The organism is Pseudomonas sp. yb_5 (genome assembly GCF_043103865.1).
Taxonomy (GTDB): Bacteria; Pseudomonadota; Gammaproteobacteria; order Pseudomonadales; family Pseudomonadaceae; genus Aquipseudomonas; species Aquipseudomonas putida_Y.
Genome location: NZ_JBICKE010000060.1, coordinates 1 through 18,364, shown reverse-complemented (window position 1 = coordinate 18,364; position 18,364 = coordinate 1). Strand labels below are relative to the sequence as shown.

Below are 18,364 nucleotides of genomic sequence, written 5' to 3'. Positions count from 1 at the left end.
AGCAGCCCCAAATCGAGGAAACTGAATGAAAGCGCTTTTGGCCGTGACGGCCCTGGCGACACTGGCAGGATGCTCACTGCTGCAGCCGGCGCAACCCGCCCCGGCAGACAACTGGACCCGTTGGGTCTGCGACACCCAGGCTGAGGTGCTTTGGCGCTTTGCCGATGTGCAACGCGAACAGGTTGACGTGCGCCTTGGCGGCGGCGACCAGGTCTACCGGCTCAAGGCTGAACCGGGTGCCTCAGGCGCGCTGTACAGCGATGGCATGCTGGCCTTCCACACCAAGGGCGAAGAAGGCCTGGTGTACTGGGTGGCAACCAACGATCTGATTGGGCGGGGCTGCAAGGCACCGTGACTGGCCGGGCCGCAAGGGTGGCCCACACTACTTGAACAGCAACCGCCCCTGCGGCAGGCTTGCACGAAACAAACGACGCTTGTCGGGAGAGAGATACACAATGGCACTCATTAGCATGCGCCAGATGCTGGACCACGCCGCCGAGTTCGGCTATGGCGTTCCAGCTTTCAACGTCAACAACCTCGAGCAGATGCGCGCCATCATGGAAGCGGCCGACAAGACCGACTCCCCCGTGATCGTCCAGGCTTCGGCCGGTGCCCGCAAATACGCTGGTGCGCCATTCCTGCGCCACCTGATCCTGGCTGCCATCGAAGAGTTCCCGCACATCCCGGTGTGCATGCACCAGGACCACGGTACCAGCCCTGACGTCTGCCAGCGCTCGATCCAGCTGGGCTTCAGCTCGGTCATGATGGACGGTTCGCTGGGTGAAGACGGCAAGACCCCGACCGACTACGAGTACAACGTCCGCGTTACCCAGCAGACCGTTGCCATGGCTCACGCTTGCGGCGTTTCGGTTGAAGGCGAGCTGGGCTGCCTGGGTTCGCTGGAAACCGGCATGGCCGGTGAAGAAGACGGGATCGGCGCCGAAGGCGTGCTGGATCACAGCCAGATGCTGACCGACCCGGAAGAAGCCGCCGACTTCGTCAAGAAGACCCAGGTCGACGCCCTGGCGATCGCCATCGGTACCAGCCACGGTGCCTACAAGTTCACCAAGCCACCAACCGGTGACGTACTGGCCATCGATCGCATCAAGGAAATCCACAAGCGCATTCCCAACACCCACCTGGTGATGCACGGGTCGTCCTCGGTACCGCAAGAGTGGCTGGCGATCATCAACCAGTACGGCGGCGACATCAAAGAAACCTACGGTGTACCGGTCGAAGAAATCGTTGAAGGCATCAAGCACGGCGTGCGCAAGGTCAACATCGATACCGACCTGCGTCTGGCGTCCACCGGTGCCATGCGCCGCCTGATGGCGCAGAACCCGAGCGAGTTCGACCCGCGCAAGTTCTTCGGTGAAACCATCAAGGCCATGCGTGACGTGTGCATCGCCCGTTACGAAGCCTTCGGCACCGCTGGCAATGCCTCGAAGATCAAGCCGATCTCCCTGGAAGGTATGTTCCAGCGCTACCTGAAAGGTGAGCTGGCCGCCAAGGTCAACTGATCGACTGGTAACCCTGAAAAACCCGCAGCGATGCGGGTTTTTTTATGGGCGATGGATACGTGGACATAAATCAGGCAGACCGACCGTTAGTCGGCTACCGTACAGTTTGGCCATTGATAGCGTTCTGATTGCATTGCGTGTTGCTGCCTCAGGTCTAGAGTACTAATGGATCCAACCGTATTTTGAAGTCGGTCACATAACAGAGAAGCAGCATGGATGGCGCTCACCCTAAACAGCAGCCACTGGATGGCAGCTCAGTTCTTCTGGTGGTAGACGACTACCCCGAGAACCTCATCAGCATGCGGGCCTTGCTGGCCCGGCAGGATTGGCAAGTATTGACGGCAAGCTCTGGGATAGAAGCCTTGAGCGCATTGCTGGAGTACGAAGTCGACCTGGTGTTGATGGATGTACAGATGCCGGAAATGGACGGCTTTGAAGTCGCACGGCTGATGCGCGGCAATCAGCGTACCCGACTGACCCCGATCATTTTCCTCACCGCCAACGAACAGTCCGAAGCGGCCGTGCTCAAAGGCTACGCCAGCGGCGCCGTGGACTACATGTTCAAACCGTTCGACCCGCAAATCCTCAAGCCCAAGGTTCAGGCTCTTCTCGACCAGCAGCGCAACCGGCGCATGCTGCAGCAGCTGAGTCGCGAGCTCGAGGCGGCCAGGGCATTCAATGCGTCCATCCTGGAAAATGCCGCTGAAGGCATTCTGGTGGTTGATGCCAATGGCATTATCAGTTTTGCCAATCCGGCCATTTCCCGTTTGCTGGGGGCGCCGGTGCAACAACTGCAGGGCACCCAATTGCTCGACGTTGTGCATCTGGCCAGTGCCAGCCTATGGCGCGAGTCGGACTTCTACAAGGCCTATCAGGGGCGGCAGATCTTCCGCGTACACGATGCCCAACTGCGTACCCAAGGGGGTGAATCTGTACCGGTGGCGCTGTCCTGTGCGCCGTTGCCGGCCGACCAGCAGGCGATGGTGGTGACCGTGCTGGACATGTCGGTGGTGCGTAACTTGCACCAGCAGCTGGAATACCAGGCCATTACTGACCCGCTCACCGGTCTGCTCAACCGCCGGGGTTTCTACCAGGCTGCTGAAGGTGCTCTGTTACGCAACGAGCGCTCGGCCAAGGCGCAGGCGCTGATGTACATGGACCTGGATGGCTTCAAGCGCATCAACGACTCGCTCGGTCACGACGCGGGCGACCGGGTGTTACGCTGGGTCGCCGAGCAACTCAAGGACTGCCTGGGCAGTGAGGCCTTGCTGGCGCGTATGGGCGGCGATGAGTTCACCGCACTGTTCGACAGCTTGCCCTACCCGGAGCAGGCCGGGCGTTATGCCGAACGGTTGCTCGAGCGTGTTTCCATCAGCCATGAGGTAGATGGGCTCGATGTCTGCCTTGGGGTCAGCATCGGCATTGCCACCTACCCGGACTGCGGCGCCAATGTCGAAGGCCTGCTGCGTTCGGCCGATACAGCGATGTACGCAGCCAAGCAAGCTGGGCGTCAGCAATACCGCTTCTACGACCAGGAGCTCAATGGGCGGGCACGCTCGCGGTTGATGCTCGAAGACAGCGTGCGCGCGGCCATCGAGCAGCAGGACTTTACCTTGGTGTACCAGCCACAGGTAGCTTTCCACGATGGTCGCCTGCGTGGTTTCGAGGCCTTGCTGCGCTGGCAGCACCCCAGCGTTGGCGATGTACCGCCGGGGCTGTTCATCCCGTTGCTGGAAGAAGCGCGGCTGATCAACCGCCTGGCCAGCTGGATCTACCGCCAAGGGGCCGCGCAGCGGCAGGCCTGGTACGACCGGTTTCCGCCGGACCTCGTGCTTGGCATCAGCCTGAGCCGCGCGCAGTTCGTCATGCCTGGCCTGGTCGAAGAACTGCAACGGGTCATCCAGCTCTACCAGCTTGTCCCGACGCAGTTGGAAGTGGAAGTGGCGGAAACCTCGCTGATGTACAACATCGATGCGGCCGTCAAACAGATACACCGCTTGCGTGAGCTGGGCGTGAGGGTGGCCCTGGATGACTTCGGAGCGGGTGACTGTTCGTTGCGCATGCTGCGCGACCTGCCTATCGATACCCTCAAGCTCGATCGTCATCTGGTTGCACGCCTGCCCGATTCGGCGGTAGATGCTGCGTTGGCTCGCAGCGTGATCGGCCTGTGCGCCGACTACCGTATCACGGTGATCGCCGAGGGCGTGGAGACCCCGGCGCAGGCAGCCTGGCTCAAGGCCAATGGTTGCGAATACGTTCAGGGCTTCCTGGTGGCTTATCCGATGACTGCTGCTGACGCCAGCGGCTTCCCGGCAATTTTCTCCTGGCCAGGGCCGTGATTGGCTAGAATCGGTATTCGTTACGCCGAATACAGCGCCATGACCGTACTACGTTACTTGCAAGCCTACCCCCCGCACCTGCAGCAGCAGGTGCGGCAGATGATCGACAGCGACCGCCTGGGTGAATACCTGCAGCGCCGTTACCCTGACCGCCATGACGTGCAAAACGACAAGGCGCTGTATGGCTATGCCCAGGATCTGCGCCAACAGTACCTGCGAAGTGCGCCAAACCTGGACAAGGTGCTGTTCGATAGTCGCCTCGACCTGACGCATCGAGCCCTGGGCTTGAACACGGCGGTATCGCGGGTGCAGGGCGGCAAGCTCAAGGCGAAGAAGGAAATCCGTATTGCCTCACTGTTCAAGGAAGCCGCGCCACAGTTCTTGCGCATGATCGTTGTGCACGAGTTGGCGCACCTGCGCGAGCGAGATCACAACAAGGCGTTCTACCAGCTCTGCCAGCACATGGAGCCGGACTATCACCAACTGGAATTCGACCTGCGCGTCTACCTGACCTACCGGGAGCTGCCGGGCAACCTCTAAGGAACAAGCAGCATGGAAGTAAGCAAGACCAAGAGCAGCTTCTACCGCCGGCTGTACGTGGCCTGGCTGATCGACAGCCAGACGGCGACCAGCGTGCCCGCCCTGATGGAGGCCACTGGCATGCCCCGCCGGACAGCCCAGGACACTATCGCCGCGCTGGCCGACCTGGACATCGTCTGCGAGTTCGAACAGCAGGAAGGCGCACGCAACCACGCCGGGCATTACCGTATTCATGACTGGGGGGCGATCGACAAGCAGTGGATCATCCGTCACCTGCGGCAGATCCGCGAAGTACTGGGCTACCCCTGATCTGAAAAGCCTGCGCGGTGTCAGCTTCGCGGGCAAACCCGCTCCCACGCGGTTGACTCAACCCTTGCGCATCCCGATAGACACGATGCCGTCCACCAGAGACTCCCCGCTCACCACCGCAAACCCATGGCGGGCATAAAAATCCTGCAAATGCGCCTGAGCCGACAGATAAACCGGCACCCCAGGCCAACAATGGTCCGCTGCCTCCAACCCCTTGAGCAGCAAGCTTTCTTCAAGCTTCAAAGTTCGCGCCTGCGGTGATGTCACCAATCGCCCCATCACCACATCCCCACCTTGTGACTGCGGATCCAGCAGGCGCAGGTAGGCTACCAGCTTGTCTTTGTGCCAGGCCATGAGATGCAAGGTATCGCCAGTCAGGTCCTGACCATCGACTTCCTGGTAGGCATGGCGCTGCTCCACCACGAATACTTCAGTGCGTAACTGCAGAATGGCGTAGAGCTGCTCTTTGCCGAGGTCAGTGTGGTGCTTGCACAGCCAGGCGATTGACATTGGCGCGAACTCCTTGGATGGGTCTCGATCATCGCATGCTGCATGTGCTTCGGCCAAAATAGAGGCTAAATGACACTATTGGCCGCTGCCCTCGGCAACAGCTTTGTGTAATCTCACTGCCAGTGTTGCCCTCCATTGCGAAAGGACGTGAGCATGCGGCCACTGCTTTGTGTTCTGGGATTACTGGCAACGATGCTGGCAACACCCGCCCTGAGTCGCGACAAGCTACGCCTGGTGGCTGACAACTGGCCACCGTTCACCGATGCCAGGATGCCGGGCGGCGGCCTTGCGACCAGCATCGTTACCACGGCACTGGCCCGTGCCGGCTACGCCAGCGGTTATGAAGAGGTGCCGTGGGCGAGGGCGTTACTGGGGGTAGGTGAAGGGCGCTATGACGTGCTGATCAATGCCTGGTACAACGACTCGCGCACCAATATAGGGCAATTCTCCAGCGCCTACCTGAGTAATCGTATTCGCCTGCTGCAACGTAAGGGCGAGGCGTTTAGCTACAAGCGTCTGTCTGACCTTTATGCCTACAGCATTGCGGTAGTGCGTGATTACGCCTATTCACCGGAATTCGACGGGGATCCCGGTTTGCACAAAGTGCCGGTGCGCAACTTTTCTTCTGCGGTACGCATGTTGGCGGCTGGGCGGGTGAGCCTGGCGGTGGAAGACGAGTACGTGGCCCGCTACAACCTGCAGCGTGAGCCGCAGGAAGTGCGTGATGGGGTGGTGCTGGTGGACCCGCCGCTGGGGGAGAACACCCTGCATATACTGGTCAGCCTGAAGCATCCGGAGCATAAGCGGATCGTCGAGCGCTTCGAGCAGGCGATAGCGGCGATGAAGGCGGATGGCAGCTATGCCCGGCTGCTGCATCAGTATGGTTTTTGAGCGCTGCGGCCAGCACAGGCGATAAAACTATCAGGCCGGGGCACCTTCCTTGATCAGGTGTGCCGCCAGGGTCCGCAATGGCCCCAACTGCCGGCAGATCAACGCCAACTGCGTCTGCACCAACCGCTGATGCTCATCCAGATCTTCCGGCATCTGCTCCAGGGCATTGGCCAGCGCCTCTTCGGTATCACTGTGAATCGCCACCGGCAGCCGTGCGGCCAGGCCGTTGGCAATCTCGTCCAGGCTGCTGGCCAGGCTTTGCCCGGCGCCTTCGATCAATTGCTCCTGCACCTCCGCCGGCAGCGCCGTGTCGCGGTGCGCGCCTAACCCCGAGAGGTAGCTGAGCAAGGTGTGCGACAGCACCAGGAAGCGAAAGCCAACGTCGGCCTCCTTACGGAAATGCCCCGGCTCCATCAGCATGTTGGCCAAGGTGGTGGACAGCGCCGCATCAGCGTTGTGGGCATTGCGCCGGGCCAGGCGGTAGGCCAGGTCGTCGCGCTTGCCGTGGGCATACTGCTGCATGATCTGGCGCAGGTACACGCTGGCGCAGGCCAGGGTATTGGCCAGCGCCTTGTTCAGCCGTCGGCCCTGCCAGTCAGGCAGGAACAGGAACACCGCGAGGATGGCAATCAGGCTGCCCACCAAGGTATCGAACAGGCGTGGCAGGAACAGGCCGTAGCCATCGCCGATCTGGTTGAAGCAGAACAGCACCATCAGGGTGATCGCGGCAGTGGCCAGGGTGTAGCGGGTGGTGCGGTTGACGAAGAACACCACCCCGGCAACCACGGCGAACAACGACTGGATGACCGGGTTGGGGAAGAGGTCGAACAAGGCCCAGCCCACTGTCAGGCCAACGGCAGTGCCGAAGATCCGCTGCACCAGCTTGCGCCGGGTGGCGCCGTAGTTGGGCTGGCACACGAACAGCGTGGTGAGGATGATCCAGTAGCCTTGGGTCGGGTGAATCAGGTGCACCATGCCATAGCCGATCGACAGTGCCAGCGGTAGGCGCAAGGCATGGCGGAACAACAGCGAGGTCGGTGTGAGCTGAGTGCGCAGGCGCGTCCACACGTCCTTCAGCGAGCGTGGCGAGCGGTCGAGCAGGCTGCTGTCGCTGGCATCGGCCAGGCTGTCCGGGTTGCTGGCGGCACTGAGCAGGCGGTCCAGCGTTGCCAGGTTGGCAGCCAGCGCCCGCAGCGACCGCAGCAGGCCGCGCCAGGCCGGGTTGCTCTGGATGCGCAGGTGCTCCAGCGAGGCGTTGAGGTCCTCGAGGGCTTCTGGATAACCGCTGGCCAGCACGAACGGTTGGCGCAGGCGGATCGAGCGGGCCAGTTCCTGGCAAGATGAACCCTGCTTACGCAACAGGCGCTGGCAGCGGAACATGACGTCGCTGTGGAAAAACGCCTCGGTCAGTGCGTTGTAGGGGTAGTGCGAGGCACTGACACGCTCGTGGATGTCCTGGGCCAGGAAGTACAGCTTGAGGTAGCGGCTCACCTTCGAGTTTGGCTGGCTGTTGCCCACCCGGTGCAGGATGATCTCCTTGGCGGCGTTCAGCGCTGCCACCACCTTGCCGTTCTGCTGGGCCAGTTCCAGGCGCCGGGCCTCGACGTCGAGCGTGCGGATCGGTTCGAACAGGCTGGCCTTGAGCTTGAGGTAGCTGCCCAGCTCGAAGAACAGTTTGGCCAGGCTCTGTTGTACCGGCTGGTTGGAAAACAGCGCCTGCCATAGTACCGACAACAGCCCGTACCAGGCCGCACCTGCCACCAGCAGCAGCGGTTCGTGCCAGAAGTCGGTGACCTGGCCGCCGCGCTGGTCCACGCCGATCATGGTGTAGACCGCAGTGATCAAGGTGGCCGAAGCGATAGCGCCGTAGCGCTCGCCCAGCGCCCCGAGCATGGTCAGGCCAAAGGCGGCCAGGGCCAGGGCAATGACGAAGATCCATGGGTAGGGGAACAGCAATTCGACCGCCAGTGCAGCGATGGCGAAACACACCAGGGTAACGGCCAGGGCGCTGAGGCGGCCCTGCCAGCTGTCGTCGGTTTCGGCCAGGGCGCTGGCGATGATGCCGAGGAACAGGGGAATCAGCAGGGCCATCTCGTTCTGGTACCAGCACAGGGCCAGGCTGCCGGTGAGGGCAATGGTGACCCGGATGCTGTAGCTGAACTTGTCTTGGCCCCACAGGCGACGCAGTGACTGACGGAACGAGCTCGATGACATGATGGCCTGCCAGGCGGTGATCAGAAGAATACCTTTCAGGGCCGGTTATTGGGGACGCGAAGCGGCCCCAATAACGGCTCCAGGCACGGGCCAGCAAGAAGCGTTCCGTGCTGCTGAAAGGATTCTACCCTACACGAACTGCGCTGCGGCGTTCGCCGATGCCCAGGCCCACTGGAAGTTGAAACCGCCCAGGTGGCCGGTGACATCCAGCACTTCACCGATGAAGTACAAACCGGGGCTTTTCAGCGATTCCATGGTCTTGGACGACACCTCGCGGGTATCCACGCCGCCCAGGGTCACTTCGGCGGTGCGGTAGCCTTCGGTGCCGGCCGGCACAACTTGCCAGTTCGCCAGCGTTTCGGCGATTTGTGCCAGTTCTGCCGGAGTGTACTGCTTCATCGGTTTCGACTCGAACCACTGCTCGGCCAGCAGGTTGGCCAGCTTGCGGGTGAACACTTCGCCCAGCACGGTCTTCAGTTCTGCGTTGGCGCGTTCGGCCTGCATCTGTTGCAGCCAGGAAAGCGCATCGCGGTCGGGCAACAGGTTGATCTCGACTGTGTCACCGGCTTCCCAGAACGACGAGATCTGCAGGATCGCCGGGCCGCTCAGGCCGCGGTGCGTGAACAGCAGGTTTTCGCGGAAGCTGGTGCCATTGCAACTGGCAGTACAGTCCAGCGAGGTGCCGGACAACTCGGTGCACATCGCCTTGAGTTGGGGCTCGGTGATGGTGAATGGCACGAGCCCGGCGCGGGTTGGCAGCAAGGTGTGGCCGAACTGGCGGGCCACCTGGTAGCCGAAACCGGTGGCGCCCAGGGTAGGGATCGAAAGGCCGCCGGTGGCGATGACCAGCGACTGGCAGGCGAACTGGCCGCCGCTGGTCTGCAACAGGTAGCCGCTTTCGGTCTTTTCGATCTGTTCGATACGGGTGTGCATGCGGATCTCGGCACCGGCCTCGTCGCACTCGGCCAGCAGCATGTCGAGGATGTCGCTGGCCTTGTTGTCGCAGAACAGTTGCCCGAGCTTCTTCTCGTGGTAGGCCACGCCATGCTTGCAGACCAGCTCGATGAAATCCCATTGGGTGTAGCGAGCCAGCGCCGACTTGCAGAAGTGCGCATTGTGCGAGAGGAAGTTGGCCGGCTCAGTGTACAGGTTGGTGAAGTTGCAGCGCCCGCCGCCGGACATGAGGATCTTCTTGCCTGGCTTGTTGGCGTGGTCGAGCAGCAGCACCCGACGGCCACGACGGGCGCTGAGCTGGGCGCACATCAGGCCGGCGGCGCCGGCGCCAAGGATGATCACGTCGGTGGAGTGCACGGTATGAACCTTCAGATTTGAAATGCTGAGCCCCGTGGGAGCGGGTTCACCCGCGAATGCGATGGTGCATTCACTGCCGCATTCGCGGGTAAACCCGCTCCTACAAGGGATTTGCCTGGCTTTAGATAATGCGGACTTTCAGGGCGCGGCCCTTGATCTTGCCGCTGTTCAGCCGCTGCATGGCCTGCTTGGCCAACGCCCGCTCCACGGCCACAAATGCCTGGAAGTCGAAGATGGCGATCTTGCCCACCTGCTTGCCCGGAATGCCGGCATCACCGGTCAAGGCCCCCAGGATGTCGCCAGGGCGCAGCTTGTCCTTGCGGCCAGCGGCAATGCACAGTGTGGTCATCACCGGCAGCAGGGGCTCGCCGCCCTTGTTTTTCAGGCTGTCCAGCTGGTCCCAGCGCAGCGGGCTCTTCTGCAGCGCTTCGATGGCCTGGGCGCGGTGGCCTTCGGCTGGTGCCACCAGGCTGACCGCGACGCCTTTCTCGCCGGCGCGGCCGGTACGGCCCACGCGGTGCACGTGGATTTCCGCATCACGCGCCAGCTCCACGTTGATGACCATGTCCAGGCCATCGATGTCCAGGCCGCGGGCGGCCACGTCGGTAGCCACCAGCACCGAGCTGCTGCGGTTGGCGAACATGGTCAGCACCTGGTCACGGTCGCGCTGTTCCAGGTCGCCATGCAGGGCCTGGGCGACGATGCCCTTGGCGGTCAGGTGGGCAACCACGTCCTCGCATTGCTGCTTGGTGAAACAGAACGCTACGCACGACTGCGGGCGGTAGTGGCCGAGCACTCGGGTGACGGCTTCCAGGCGTTGCTGCGGGTCAATCTCGATGAAACGCTGCTCGATCTGGTTGTCGGTGTGCAGGCTCTCGACCTTGACCTGCTGCGGGTTGCGCATGAAGTCGGCGGCCAGTTGCTTGATGCCGGCCGGGTAGGTGGCAGAGAACAGCAGGGTCTGACGGCGCGACGGGGTCTTGCCGATGATGCTGGCGATGGCGTCGAAGAAGCCCATGTCGAGCATGCGGTCGGCTTCGTCCAGTACCAGGGTGTTCAACCCGTCCAGTACAAGGGTGCCTTTGTCCAGGTGCTGCTGGATGCGCCCTGGGGTGCCGACGATGATGTGCGCGCCGTGCTCCAGCGAAGCGATCTGTGGGCCCAGCGAAACGCCGCCGCACAGGGTCAGGATCTTGATGTTGTCCTCGGCACGGGCCAGGCGGCGCAGCTCCTTGGCCACCTGGTCGGCGAGCTCGCGGGTAGGACAGAGCACCAACGCCTGGCAGCCGAAGTAGCGCGGGTTGATCGGGTTGAGCAGGCCGATGCCGAAGGCGGCGGTCTTGCCGCTACCGGTCTTGGCCTGGGCGATCAGGTCCTGGCCTTTGAGGATGACAGGCAGGCTCTGGGCCTGGATAGGCGTCATCGACGCATAGCCGAGGGCGTCCAGGTTGGCCAGCATGGCAGTGGACAGCGGCAAGGTGGCAAAGGCGGTGGATTCGGTGGTCACGAGGCGGGCCTGCGTTGCGAAGCGAAAAATGCCGCACAGTCTACCAGCCTCGTGGCCATTCGCCCTACGACTCCATGTGTTGTTCCGGACGACGGGCACGCCTTCCGTCCGTCGGCGCCAGTTGCAGGAAGATCGCCGCCGCCAGCATGGCCATTACACCGATGGTGACGAAGGTCAGCTGGAACGCGCCCAGGGTGGTTTCCACGCCCTCGGCGCTGCCTGCCGCAGTAAAGCCGCCCAACAGTGCGCCGGCGCAAGCCACGCCCAGGCTCAGCGACAGTTGCGCGACCACCGACAGCAGGCTGTTACCGCTGCTGGCGCTGGCATCGTCGAGATCGATGAGCGTCACTGTGTTCATCGCAGTGAACTGCATGGAATTCACCGCGCCCAGTAGGCCGAGTTGCACCAACAGCAGCCAATAAGGGGTCTGCTCGTCCACCAGGCCCAGGCTTGCCAGCAGGATGCCCAGCAGCAAGGTATTACCGGTGAGAATGATGCGATATCCGAACCGTTCGATCAGCGGCCGGGCAATGGACTTGGCCAGCATGGCCGCCACCGCCAGCGGGATCATGCTCATGCCTGCCTGAGCGGGTGAGTAGCCCAGTGCGACCTGCAGCAGCAACGGCACCAGAAAGGGCAGAGCGCCGCTGCCCAGGCGGGCGAACAGGTTGCCGAGGATGCCGATGGCGAAGGTGCGCACGCGGAACAGGCTGGGCGAGAACAGTGGCTCCGGGTCGCGCCCGGCTCGCAGCCAGTACGCGGCCAGGCAGGCCATGCCGGCGAACAGCAGCAACATTACCCGCAAGTGCGGCAGGTGCAGCTCGCCCAGGCCTTCCATGGCAATGGTGATCAGTACCATCGCTGCGCCGAACAGCAGGAAACCAGGGCCGTCGAAGGTGGTGCGCTCGGCACCGCGCAAGTCCGGGATGAACTTCCACACGGCAATGCAGCCAAGCAGGCCGACTGGCAGGTTGAGCAGGAAGATCCAGTGCCAGCTGAGGATTTCCACCAGCCAGCCACCGACCGTTGGGCCCAGCAATGGCCCGAGCAGACCGGGGATGGTGATGAAACTCATGATCCGCACCAGCTCGCTGCGTGGGTAGGCGCGCAGCACCACCAGCCGCCCGACCGGCAGCATCAGCGCACCACCCAGGCCCTGCACTACGCGGGCGAAGATCAGGAAGCCAAGGCTGTTGGCTGCGGCGCACAGCAGCGAGCCAAAGCTGAACAGCAAGATGGCGCTGAAGAAGATGCGCTTGGTGCCGAAACGGTCGGCGATCCAGCCTGAGGCAGGGATCAGCAGGGCCACGGTGAGCATGTAGGCAATGATCACACCCTGCATGCGCAAAGGGTCTTCGGCCAACGAGCGGGCCATGGCCGGCAGCGCAGTGTTGAGGATGGTGCCGTCCAGGGACTGCATGAAGAAAGCGATGGCCACCACCCAAGGGATCCAGCGGGCAGTGACGGGGTCCAGCGGGGTGCGTTCGGGCATGACGTCCTCGTTTGTCAGTGCCGGCCCTTTCGCGGCTAAAGCCGCTACAAGGTTTACGCGTTCCTTGTAGGAGCGGCTTTAGCCGCGAAAGGGCCGGCAAGTCCAGTCACAATGTCAGGGTCAGGCCTTTGACCAGTGCCCCGGGCAAATGACTCGACCCGGTACTGCGCTGTCCATAAGTACTGGTCGACAGAATCATCTCGCGCTCCTGGGTCAGGTCCTCCAACTGGCTACCCAGCAAGCTGTACAGGCTGTCATCGAAGCGCATGGTGCTCACCGGCCCCTGGATCTGCCCGTCTTCTACCCAGAAAGTGGCGAAGCGGGTCAGCCCGGTCATGCGCGCCGCTGGCAGGTCCGAGTAGTTCAGGTACCACAAGTTGCTGATGTACAGCCCGGTGCCTAGACGCTCAAGGATCTGCGCACTGGCCAGATTGCCCGGCGCCAGGCTGAGCGCACAGGGCGATTCGTAGCCGTCGGCGCCATTGGCCTGCAGCTCGAACTCGGCCGCGCTGCGCGCACTGATCAACCGCTGCCGGGCTTCACCTTGCTGGATCAGCGGCACATCCAGGCGCGGTGCACCTTCATCGGAAAATGCCGGGCTAAGCGAGCCGCTGACCTGCTCGGTAAAACTCACCAGCGGGCTAAGCCGAGCATCGCCATTGTACAGGCGCTGCAGGGCACTGTTTCCAGTGGCCAGGGCTTGCGCGGAAAAGCCGCCCCAGCACAGCATGCCGGCGATTTCGTCCATGGCCGCGGGTGCCAGGTAGGCACGGTAGGTGCCGGGCTTGAGGGTAACTGCCGGGCGATCGAGGAAGCCCAACTGCTCTCGTGCTTGGCGCAGGCGTGCGGTGAAGTCGTCGGCACTCCAGACCTGGCCGGCATAGTTGGCCTTCACCGCCTGGCCATTATCGTGGAACAGGCTCCAGTCGACGTTGAAACTGTTGGCCTGGTGCCAGCCGAAGGCGCCGAACGAGCTGGCGAAGCCACGGCAGACCGGGCCTGCGGCATAAATGCCGACCAGGTCCAGGTCGCCTGCTTCACGCTCGAGCAGGGGCAGTACTTCGTTCAGTGCGGGCAGGGGGTGTTCCTGCAGGCTATGGCTGTGCCAGGCATTTTCGTCCAGGCGCAGGTAAGGGTCGAGGGCAAGCAGCGGCAAGGTCTGGCGCAACTGCTCGAGCGCAACGTTCAGACGCTGGCGATCCAGTTGTGCGTCGCCACTCAAGGTCACCTGTTGTTCCGCCTGGCGCCCATCGCGCACCAGTCGCAGTTGCGCACAGGCCTGGCTGACTTCGCCGGCCTGGCGCACCTTGGCATGGTTGAAACGCACGAACTGCGATTGCTCGGCACTGTAGCCGAGGGTGAACTGCTCGCCAGCCTGAAGGGCGGCGTGCACGTCCCCTACCAGGTTTTCGAAAGCGTGCTTCATCAGGCGTCTCCTCCGAATACATCGATCTGGCGGAACACGCAGGCCGGTGAGGCGTGGCCCACGCGCACCACCTGGTTGGGTTCGCCCTTGCCGCAGTTGGGCGTGCCCAGCACCTGGAAGGTACTGCGGTCGCCGACCGCCGACAGGTTGCGCCAGAACTGCGCGGAGATACCACGGTAGTTGGGGTTCTTGACGATGCCCTTGAGCTGGCCGTTCTCGATCAACTGGCCCCATTCGCAGCCGAACTGGAACTTGTTGCGCGCATCGTCGATGGACCAGGAACGATTGGTACGCATCAGGATGCCATGCTCGATGCCTCCGATCAGCTGCTCGAAAGACTGGTCGCCCGGCTCGATGTTGAGGTTGGCCATGCGGTCGATCGGTGCCCGGTTCCAGCCGCAGGCGCGGCTGTTGGCCACGCCGTCCAGGCCAGAACGGAACTGAGACAGCGCGCCACCCAGCGGGCGCAGCAGCAGGCCGTCGCGTATCAGGAACGCTTTGCTGGCCGGGGTGCCGTCGTCGTCATGACTGTAGCTGGCCAGCTCTTCGCCAATGGTCGGGTCGAAGGTCACGTTCAGCAAGCTGGAGCCGTACTGCAGATGGCCGAAGTCGCTGGCTTTGACAAAACTGGTGCCGGCGTAGTTGCGCTCGTCGCCGAGAATGCGGTCCATCTCCAGCGGGTGGCCGATGGATTCGTGAATCTGCAGCATCATCTGGTCCGGCATCAATAGCAGGTCGCGTGGGCCGCTGGGGGTGTTCGGTGCCAGCAGCAGTTGCAGCGCTTCATCGGCCACCCTGCTGGCCGCGCCGATCAGCCCACAGCGCTCGATGATCTCGAAACCACCCTGCTGGCCGAAGTTGTCGCGGCCCAGGGTGCGGCTCTGGCTGTCCTGGCCATCGCTGGCCGTTACGCCAAGGCCCGGGAACAGGAAGCGCTGGGCATGGCGCAGCTCGGCGCCGGCCGAGTTGAGGTAGGTTTGCTCGACCAGGCTCAGCCCCAGGCTGGCCTGCCAGTCCACCAGGCGGCTGTCCCTGGGCACGCTGGCCGATTCGGCGGCGAGCAGGCCAAGGCAGTCGGCGAGGCTGGGCAAGGGTTGGTCGAAGTTGGGCGAAACATGGTCGTGGCGTGCGCTGGTCACCGGTTGTTCGCGCAGGTCCAGCAGGCTGTGCCGGCCGATCTGCTGCGCCAGCGCCTCGGCTTGCTCAAGGGCGCGCTGCAGGCCAGCCTGGGACAGGTCGGCGGTGGCAGCATAGGCCTCCACGCCATTGACCCGCACGGTGAGCATGGCGCCCTCATCCTGGCTGAAGAAGGGTGGTTCGGCGACGTTGCGGCGAACCGAAAGCGCCTGGTGTGACTGTTTTACATGGCGCAGGGAAAACAACTCGGCCGTACTGCGCAGCGCGGCAAAGCGCTGGCGCAGCAGGGCGCTGGAATCGAACATGCGGATGCCTCCGTGTACACGGTGGCTCCCCCTAGAACCACCCGTCTTGCATGCCGAGGCAGGTATCGTCGTGTGCCTCGAGCAATGCCAGGTCATTATGGCAGCCCGGTACTTCCCAGGTCAGGAAATAACGTGCGGCTTGCAGCTTGCCAAGGTAGAAGTCGCGATCAGCAGCGGTTCCCTTGAGCAGGCCAAGCTCGGCGTGAACCGCCTGCTCCAGCCAGCGCCAGCCGATCACGCAGTGGCCGAAGGCCTTGAGGTACAAGGCAGAGTTGGCCAGGGCGCCAGCGACTTTGCCTTGGGCCAGGTCGCCGAGCAGGGCCAGGGTGACGCCTTGCAGGCGGTTGACCAACTGCTCCAGCGGCTGGCGCAGCAGGTCCAGGTTGGGGTGATGGCTGGCGCGCTCGCCGGTGGCGGCGATCAGGCGGATCAGTTGCTTGAGGCCGGCACCATTGTGCTGTGCCAGCTTGCGGCCGAGCAAATCGAGCGACTGGATACCCTCGGTACCTTCGTGGATCGGGTTCAGGCGGTTGTCGCGGTAGTACTGCTCAACCGGGTATTCGCGGGTGTAGCCATGGCCGCCAAGAATCTGGATCGCCAGTTCGTTGGCCTTGAGGCAGAACGCCGAGGGCCAGGATTTGACGATCGGGGTCAGTAGGTCGAGCAGGTCTTGCGCCAGTTTGCGGGCGTTTTCGTCCGCGGCCGTATGGGTGTCGTCGAACAGGCGCGCGGCGTACAGGCCAAGGTCAAAGGCGCCTTCGACGTAAGCTTTCTGGGCCAGCAGCATACGTTTTACATCCGTGTGCTCGATGATCGGTACCGCCGGGCTGTGTGGGTCCTTGTTGTCCGGCAGCCGGCCCTGCGGCCGCTGGCGAGCGTATTCCAGGGAGTAGAGGTAGCCGGCGTAACCCAGCATCACCGCGCCCATGCCTACGCCTATCCGCGCCTCGTTCATCATCTGGAACATGCAGGCCAGGCCTTGGTGTGGCTGGCCGACCAGATAGCCGACGCACTGGCCATTGTCGCCGAAGTTCAGCGCGGTCGAGGTGGTGCCGCGCCAGCCCATCTTGTGGAACAGTCCGGCCAGCAGCACATCGTTGCGCGGGCCGCGGCTGCCGTCCGGGTTGACGTGGTACTTGGGCACGATGAACAGCGAGATGCCCTTAACGCCGGGCGGGGCGTCCGGAAGCTTGGCCAGCACCATGTGCACGATGTTTTCCGACAGTTCGTGGTCGCCGCCGGAAATGAATATCTTGTTGCCTTTGAGCCGGTAGCTGCCGTCGCCGGCTGGTTCGGCGCGGGTGCGGATGTCGGCCAGCGAAGAGCCGGCGTGGGGTTCGGTCAGCGCCATGGTGCCGAAATAGCGGCCTTCGATCATCGGTTGCAGGAACAGACGTTTCTGTTCATCGGAGCCGAAGCTCTCGATCAGGTTGGCCGCGCCCATGGTCAGGAATGGGTAGGCCGTGGTGCCCGCGTTGGCGGCCTGGAAGTGTGCGAAGCAGGCTTGCGAGATCAGGCTGGGCAGCTGCATGCCACCCACTTCGAAATCACGGTTGGCATTGAGGAAGCCGGCTTCGAGGAAGGCATCGACGGCGGGCTTCACCTCGGGAATCAGCTCGGCGCGGCCGTCCACATAGCGTGGTTCGTTTTCGTCGGCCTTGCGGTTGTGCGGGGCGAAATACTTTTCGGCGATGGTACGCGCGGTGGTCAGCGCCGCATCGAAGGTTTCACGGCTGTGCTCGGCGAAGCGCGGGCGCTGAGTGAGGGCTTCGGCGTCGAGGACTTCGTAGAGCGCGAAGGCGAGGTTGCGGGGGCTGAGCAAGGTCTCGGGCATGGTGGCGGTCCTGAGGCGGGATGCTGCGAGTGTAGGAGTGTGTTAGGACTGGGGACAGGTTAATAGGTTTGCGTGATATGGGTTGAGAACGCCGGGAAACCTGCCGTTTTTTGGTGAAACCAACGCCAGATCAGGTCGTGTAATGCCTGTCCGGGACAATACAGAGACGTTTCCCACGAGCCAGATCGTAATTGGACTGCTGCGGATCGTATGTCAGTTGGCCTTGAATGTGCGTTTTGGTGTTCACAAGGAAACGTTTCAGATGAGTGATGCCCACAACGCTGACTTGGCTGAGGCCAACGGCAATCAGGTTCCCTTCTTCGTAGTCTCACCCATGAAATTTGGCGTAATGACTTTCTTTACCTTGGGCTTCTACTGGGTTTATTGCTTCTATCAAAGTTGGAGTCTGCATAGAGAGAAAACGGGAGAGCGCGTAAGTCCGTTCTGGCGAAGTGCTTTTGCAGTGTTCTTCATCTATCCATTATTGAGAAGGGCAAATAACCATATTCGCGACTCAGGTAAAACCTATCCGTGGTCCATCCTGGGGCTCACTCTGGGCTATTACGTTTTTTGCGTTATCTGGGTGGTTGCTAGCGTCGTGTTGGAAGGCCAGTTGTGGCCAGCCTATTTTGCGGGCTTAGTCATTCAGGCCGCTTGGCTGATCATTCTGGTGTCCATGCAGAAGGGCATCAATTTCTGTGCGGGTGACAAAGAAGGGAAGGCCAACAGCCGGTTCACGCTGGCCAATTGGCTTTGGATGCTGCTGGGTATTGCGCTCATGGCAGCGCAGCTGTTTGCTTTGATTGTGCTTTCACGAATGGTTTGAGCAATTTTGGCCGGAGCTCTGTATGAGTGGAGCTCCGGACAGTCCCCGATCCGCCCCGCGCTTCCACTTTCCGTGAAGACCATTCGATGCTGGGGTAGAAGCCTGCTGCAAAGTTTTTTGATATGTCTGGGGACTGGCCCTTTCGCGGGTAAACCCGCTCCTACAGCGGCCTGTGTCCAACCCCCGGTGTGTGTCCACCACCG

The 18,364-nt window shown here is 62.5% G+C and carries 15 protein-coding genes; 7 read left to right on the top strand and 8 right to left on the bottom strand.

Features of this window, described 5'->3' with window-relative positions; all coding sequences use genetic code 11:
• Positions 1–25 precede the first annotated feature (25 nt).
• The 5 genes from ACF8GF_RS08910 to ACF8GF_RS08890 all read left to right on the top strand — a co-directional run bounded on the left by ACF8GF_RS08910 (position 26) and on the right by ACF8GF_RS08890 (position 4,708).
• The gene (locus ACF8GF_RS08910; RefSeq protein ID WP_176683089.1) at positions 26–355 is read left to right on the top strand and encodes an MliC family protein; all 330 of its coding nucleotides are present in this window, start codon (positions 26–28) and stop codon (positions 353–355) included.
• 100 nt (positions 356–455) lie between these two features.
• Entirely contained in the window at positions 456–1,520 is a 1,065-nt protein-coding gene (fba, locus tag ACF8GF_RS08905) for a class II fructose-bisphosphate aldolase (RefSeq protein WP_176683090.1), read from the top strand.
• Between the two features lie 212 nt (positions 1,521–1,732).
• On the top strand, positions 1,733–3,859 hold the full coding sequence (locus tag ACF8GF_RS08900; protein WP_176683091.1) for a bifunctional diguanylate cyclase/phosphodiesterase: 2,127 nt from the start codon (positions 1,733–1,735) through the stop codon (positions 3,857–3,859).
• A gap of 39 nt (positions 3,860–3,898) precedes the next feature.
• Positions 3,899–4,399, top strand: coding sequence for a M48 family metallopeptidase (locus tag ACF8GF_RS08895; protein WP_176683255.1), 501 nt, complete (start codon positions 3,899–3,901; stop codon positions 4,397–4,399).
• 12 nt (positions 4,400–4,411) lie between these two features.
• A complete protein-coding gene (locus ACF8GF_RS08890) occupies positions 4,412–4,708 on the top strand; it encodes a helix-turn-helix domain-containing protein (protein WP_003249396.1) in 297 nt (98 codons plus the stop codon).
• 57 nt (positions 4,709–4,765) lie between these two features.
• On the opposite strand, the gene ACF8GF_RS08885 is transcribed toward ACF8GF_RS08890, so the two are convergent.
• Positions 4,766–5,218: a GNAT family N-acetyltransferase gene (locus ACF8GF_RS08885; RefSeq protein WP_176683092.1), complete on the bottom strand. Its 453-nt coding sequence runs from the start codon at positions 5,216–5,218 to the stop codon at positions 4,766–4,768.
• A 153-nt stretch (positions 5,219–5,371) separates the two neighbouring features.
• Here ACF8GF_RS08885 and ACF8GF_RS08880 point away from each other — a divergent pair, with 153 nt between their 5' ends.
• A complete protein-coding gene (locus ACF8GF_RS08880; RefSeq protein ID WP_392487976.1) occupies positions 5,372–6,109 on the top strand; it encodes a substrate-binding periplasmic protein in 738 nt (245 codons plus the stop codon).
• A 30-nt stretch (positions 6,110–6,139) separates the two neighbouring features.
• Here ACF8GF_RS08880 and yccS read toward each other — a convergent pair whose 3' ends face one another.
• From yccS to ACF8GF_RS08845, 7 genes are all read right to left on the bottom strand, one after another.
• Positions 6,140–8,323, bottom strand: a complete 2,184-nt coding sequence (gene yccS / locus ACF8GF_RS08875; protein ID WP_176683094.1) for a YccS family putative transporter — start codon at positions 8,321–8,323, stop codon at positions 6,140–6,142.
• A 129-nt stretch (positions 8,324–8,452) separates the two neighbouring features.
• On the bottom strand, positions 8,453–9,634 hold the full coding sequence (locus ACF8GF_RS08870; protein WP_176683095.1) for an NAD(P)/FAD-dependent oxidoreductase: 1,182 nt from the start codon (positions 9,632–9,634) through the stop codon (positions 8,453–8,455).
• 121 nt (positions 9,635–9,755) lie between these two features.
• Positions 9,756–11,093: an ATP-dependent RNA helicase DbpA gene (gene dbpA, locus ACF8GF_RS08865; protein WP_245355303.1), complete on the bottom strand. Its 1,338-nt coding sequence runs from the start codon at positions 11,091–11,093 to the stop codon at positions 9,756–9,758.
• A gap of 112 nt (positions 11,094–11,205) precedes the next feature.
• Positions 11,206–12,633 (bottom strand): multidrug transporter subunit MdtD, encoded by a 1,428-nt coding sequence (gene mdtD / locus ACF8GF_RS08860; protein WP_176683097.1) that lies wholly within the window; start codon positions 12,631–12,633, stop codon positions 11,206–11,208.
• Positions 12,634–12,739: 106 nt separating this feature from the next.
• Positions 12,740–14,059, bottom strand: a complete 1,320-nt coding sequence (locus tag ACF8GF_RS08855; protein WP_176683098.1) for a TldD/PmbA family protein — start codon at positions 14,057–14,059, stop codon at positions 12,740–12,742.
• On the bottom strand, positions 14,059–15,501 hold the full coding sequence (locus ACF8GF_RS08850) for a TldD/PmbA family protein (protein WP_392487975.1): 1,443 nt from the start codon (positions 15,499–15,501) through the stop codon (positions 14,059–14,061). The genes ACF8GF_RS08855 and ACF8GF_RS08850 overlap by 1 nt, the downstream gene beginning before the upstream one ends.
• 31 nt (positions 15,502–15,532) lie before the next feature.
• On the bottom strand, positions 15,533–17,335 hold the full coding sequence (locus ACF8GF_RS08845; RefSeq protein ID WP_392461412.1) for an acyl-CoA dehydrogenase: 1,803 nt from the start codon (positions 17,333–17,335) through the stop codon (positions 15,533–15,535).
• Between the two features lie 142 nt (positions 17,336–17,477).
• Here ACF8GF_RS08845 and ACF8GF_RS08840 point away from each other — a divergent pair, with 142 nt between their 5' ends.
• Positions 17,478–18,161 (top strand): hypothetical protein, encoded by a 684-nt coding sequence (locus ACF8GF_RS08840; RefSeq protein WP_176683101.1) that lies wholly within the window; start codon positions 17,478–17,480, stop codon positions 18,159–18,161.
• Positions 18,162–18,364: the final 203 nt, after the last annotated feature.

What these genes read in the sequence shown, in the direction of transcription:
- ACF8GF_RS08910 (WP_176683089.1), top strand. Translation starts at nt 26, where the DNA reads ATGAAAGCGCTTTTGGCCGTGACGGCCCTGGCGACACTGGCAGGATGC.
- fba (WP_176683090.1), top strand. Translation starts at nt 456, where the DNA reads ATGGCACTCATTAGCATGCGCCAGATGCTGGACCACGCCGCCGAGTTC.
- ACF8GF_RS08900 (WP_176683091.1), top strand. Translation starts at nt 1,733, where the DNA reads ATGGATGGCGCTCACCCTAAACAGCAGCCACTGGATGGCAGCTCAGTT.
- ACF8GF_RS08895 (WP_176683255.1), top strand. Translation starts at nt 3,899, where the DNA reads ATGACCGTACTACGTTACTTGCAAGCCTACCCCCCGCACCTGCAGCAG.
- ACF8GF_RS08890 (WP_003249396.1), top strand. Translation starts at nt 4,412, where the DNA reads ATGGAAGTAAGCAAGACCAAGAGCAGCTTCTACCGCCGGCTGTACGTG.
- ACF8GF_RS08885 (WP_176683092.1), bottom strand. Translation starts at nt 5,218, where the DNA reads ATGTCAATCGCCTGGCTGTGCAAGCACCACACTGACCTCGGCAAAGAG.
- ACF8GF_RS08880 (WP_392487976.1), top strand. Translation starts at nt 5,372, where the DNA reads ATGCGGCCACTGCTTTGTGTTCTGGGATTACTGGCAACGATGCTGGCA.
- yccS (WP_176683094.1), bottom strand. Translation starts at nt 8,323, where the DNA reads ATGTCATCGAGCTCGTTCCGTCAGTCACTGCGTCGCCTGTGGGGCCAA.
- dbpA (WP_245355303.1), bottom strand. Translation starts at nt 11,093, where the DNA reads ATGCTGGCCAACCTGGACGCCCTCGGCTATGCGTCGATGACGCCTATC.
- mdtD (WP_176683097.1), bottom strand. Translation starts at nt 12,633, where the DNA reads ATGCCCGAACGCACCCCGCTGGACCCCGTCACTGCCCGCTGGATCCCT.
- ACF8GF_RS08855 (WP_176683098.1), bottom strand. Translation starts at nt 14,059, where the DNA reads ATGAAGCACGCTTTCGAAAACCTGGTAGGGGACGTGCACGCCGCCCTT.
- ACF8GF_RS08850 (WP_392487975.1), bottom strand. Translation starts at nt 15,501, where the DNA reads ATGTTCGATTCCAGCGCCCTGCTGCGCCAGCGCTTTGCCGCGCTGCGC.
- ACF8GF_RS08845 (WP_392461412.1), bottom strand. Translation starts at nt 17,335, where the DNA reads ATGCCCGAGACCTTGCTCAGCCCCCGCAACCTCGCCTTCGCGCTCTAC.
- ACF8GF_RS08840 (WP_176683101.1), top strand. Translation starts at nt 17,478, where the DNA reads ATGCCTGTCCGGGACAATACAGAGACGTTTCCCACGAGCCAGATCGTA.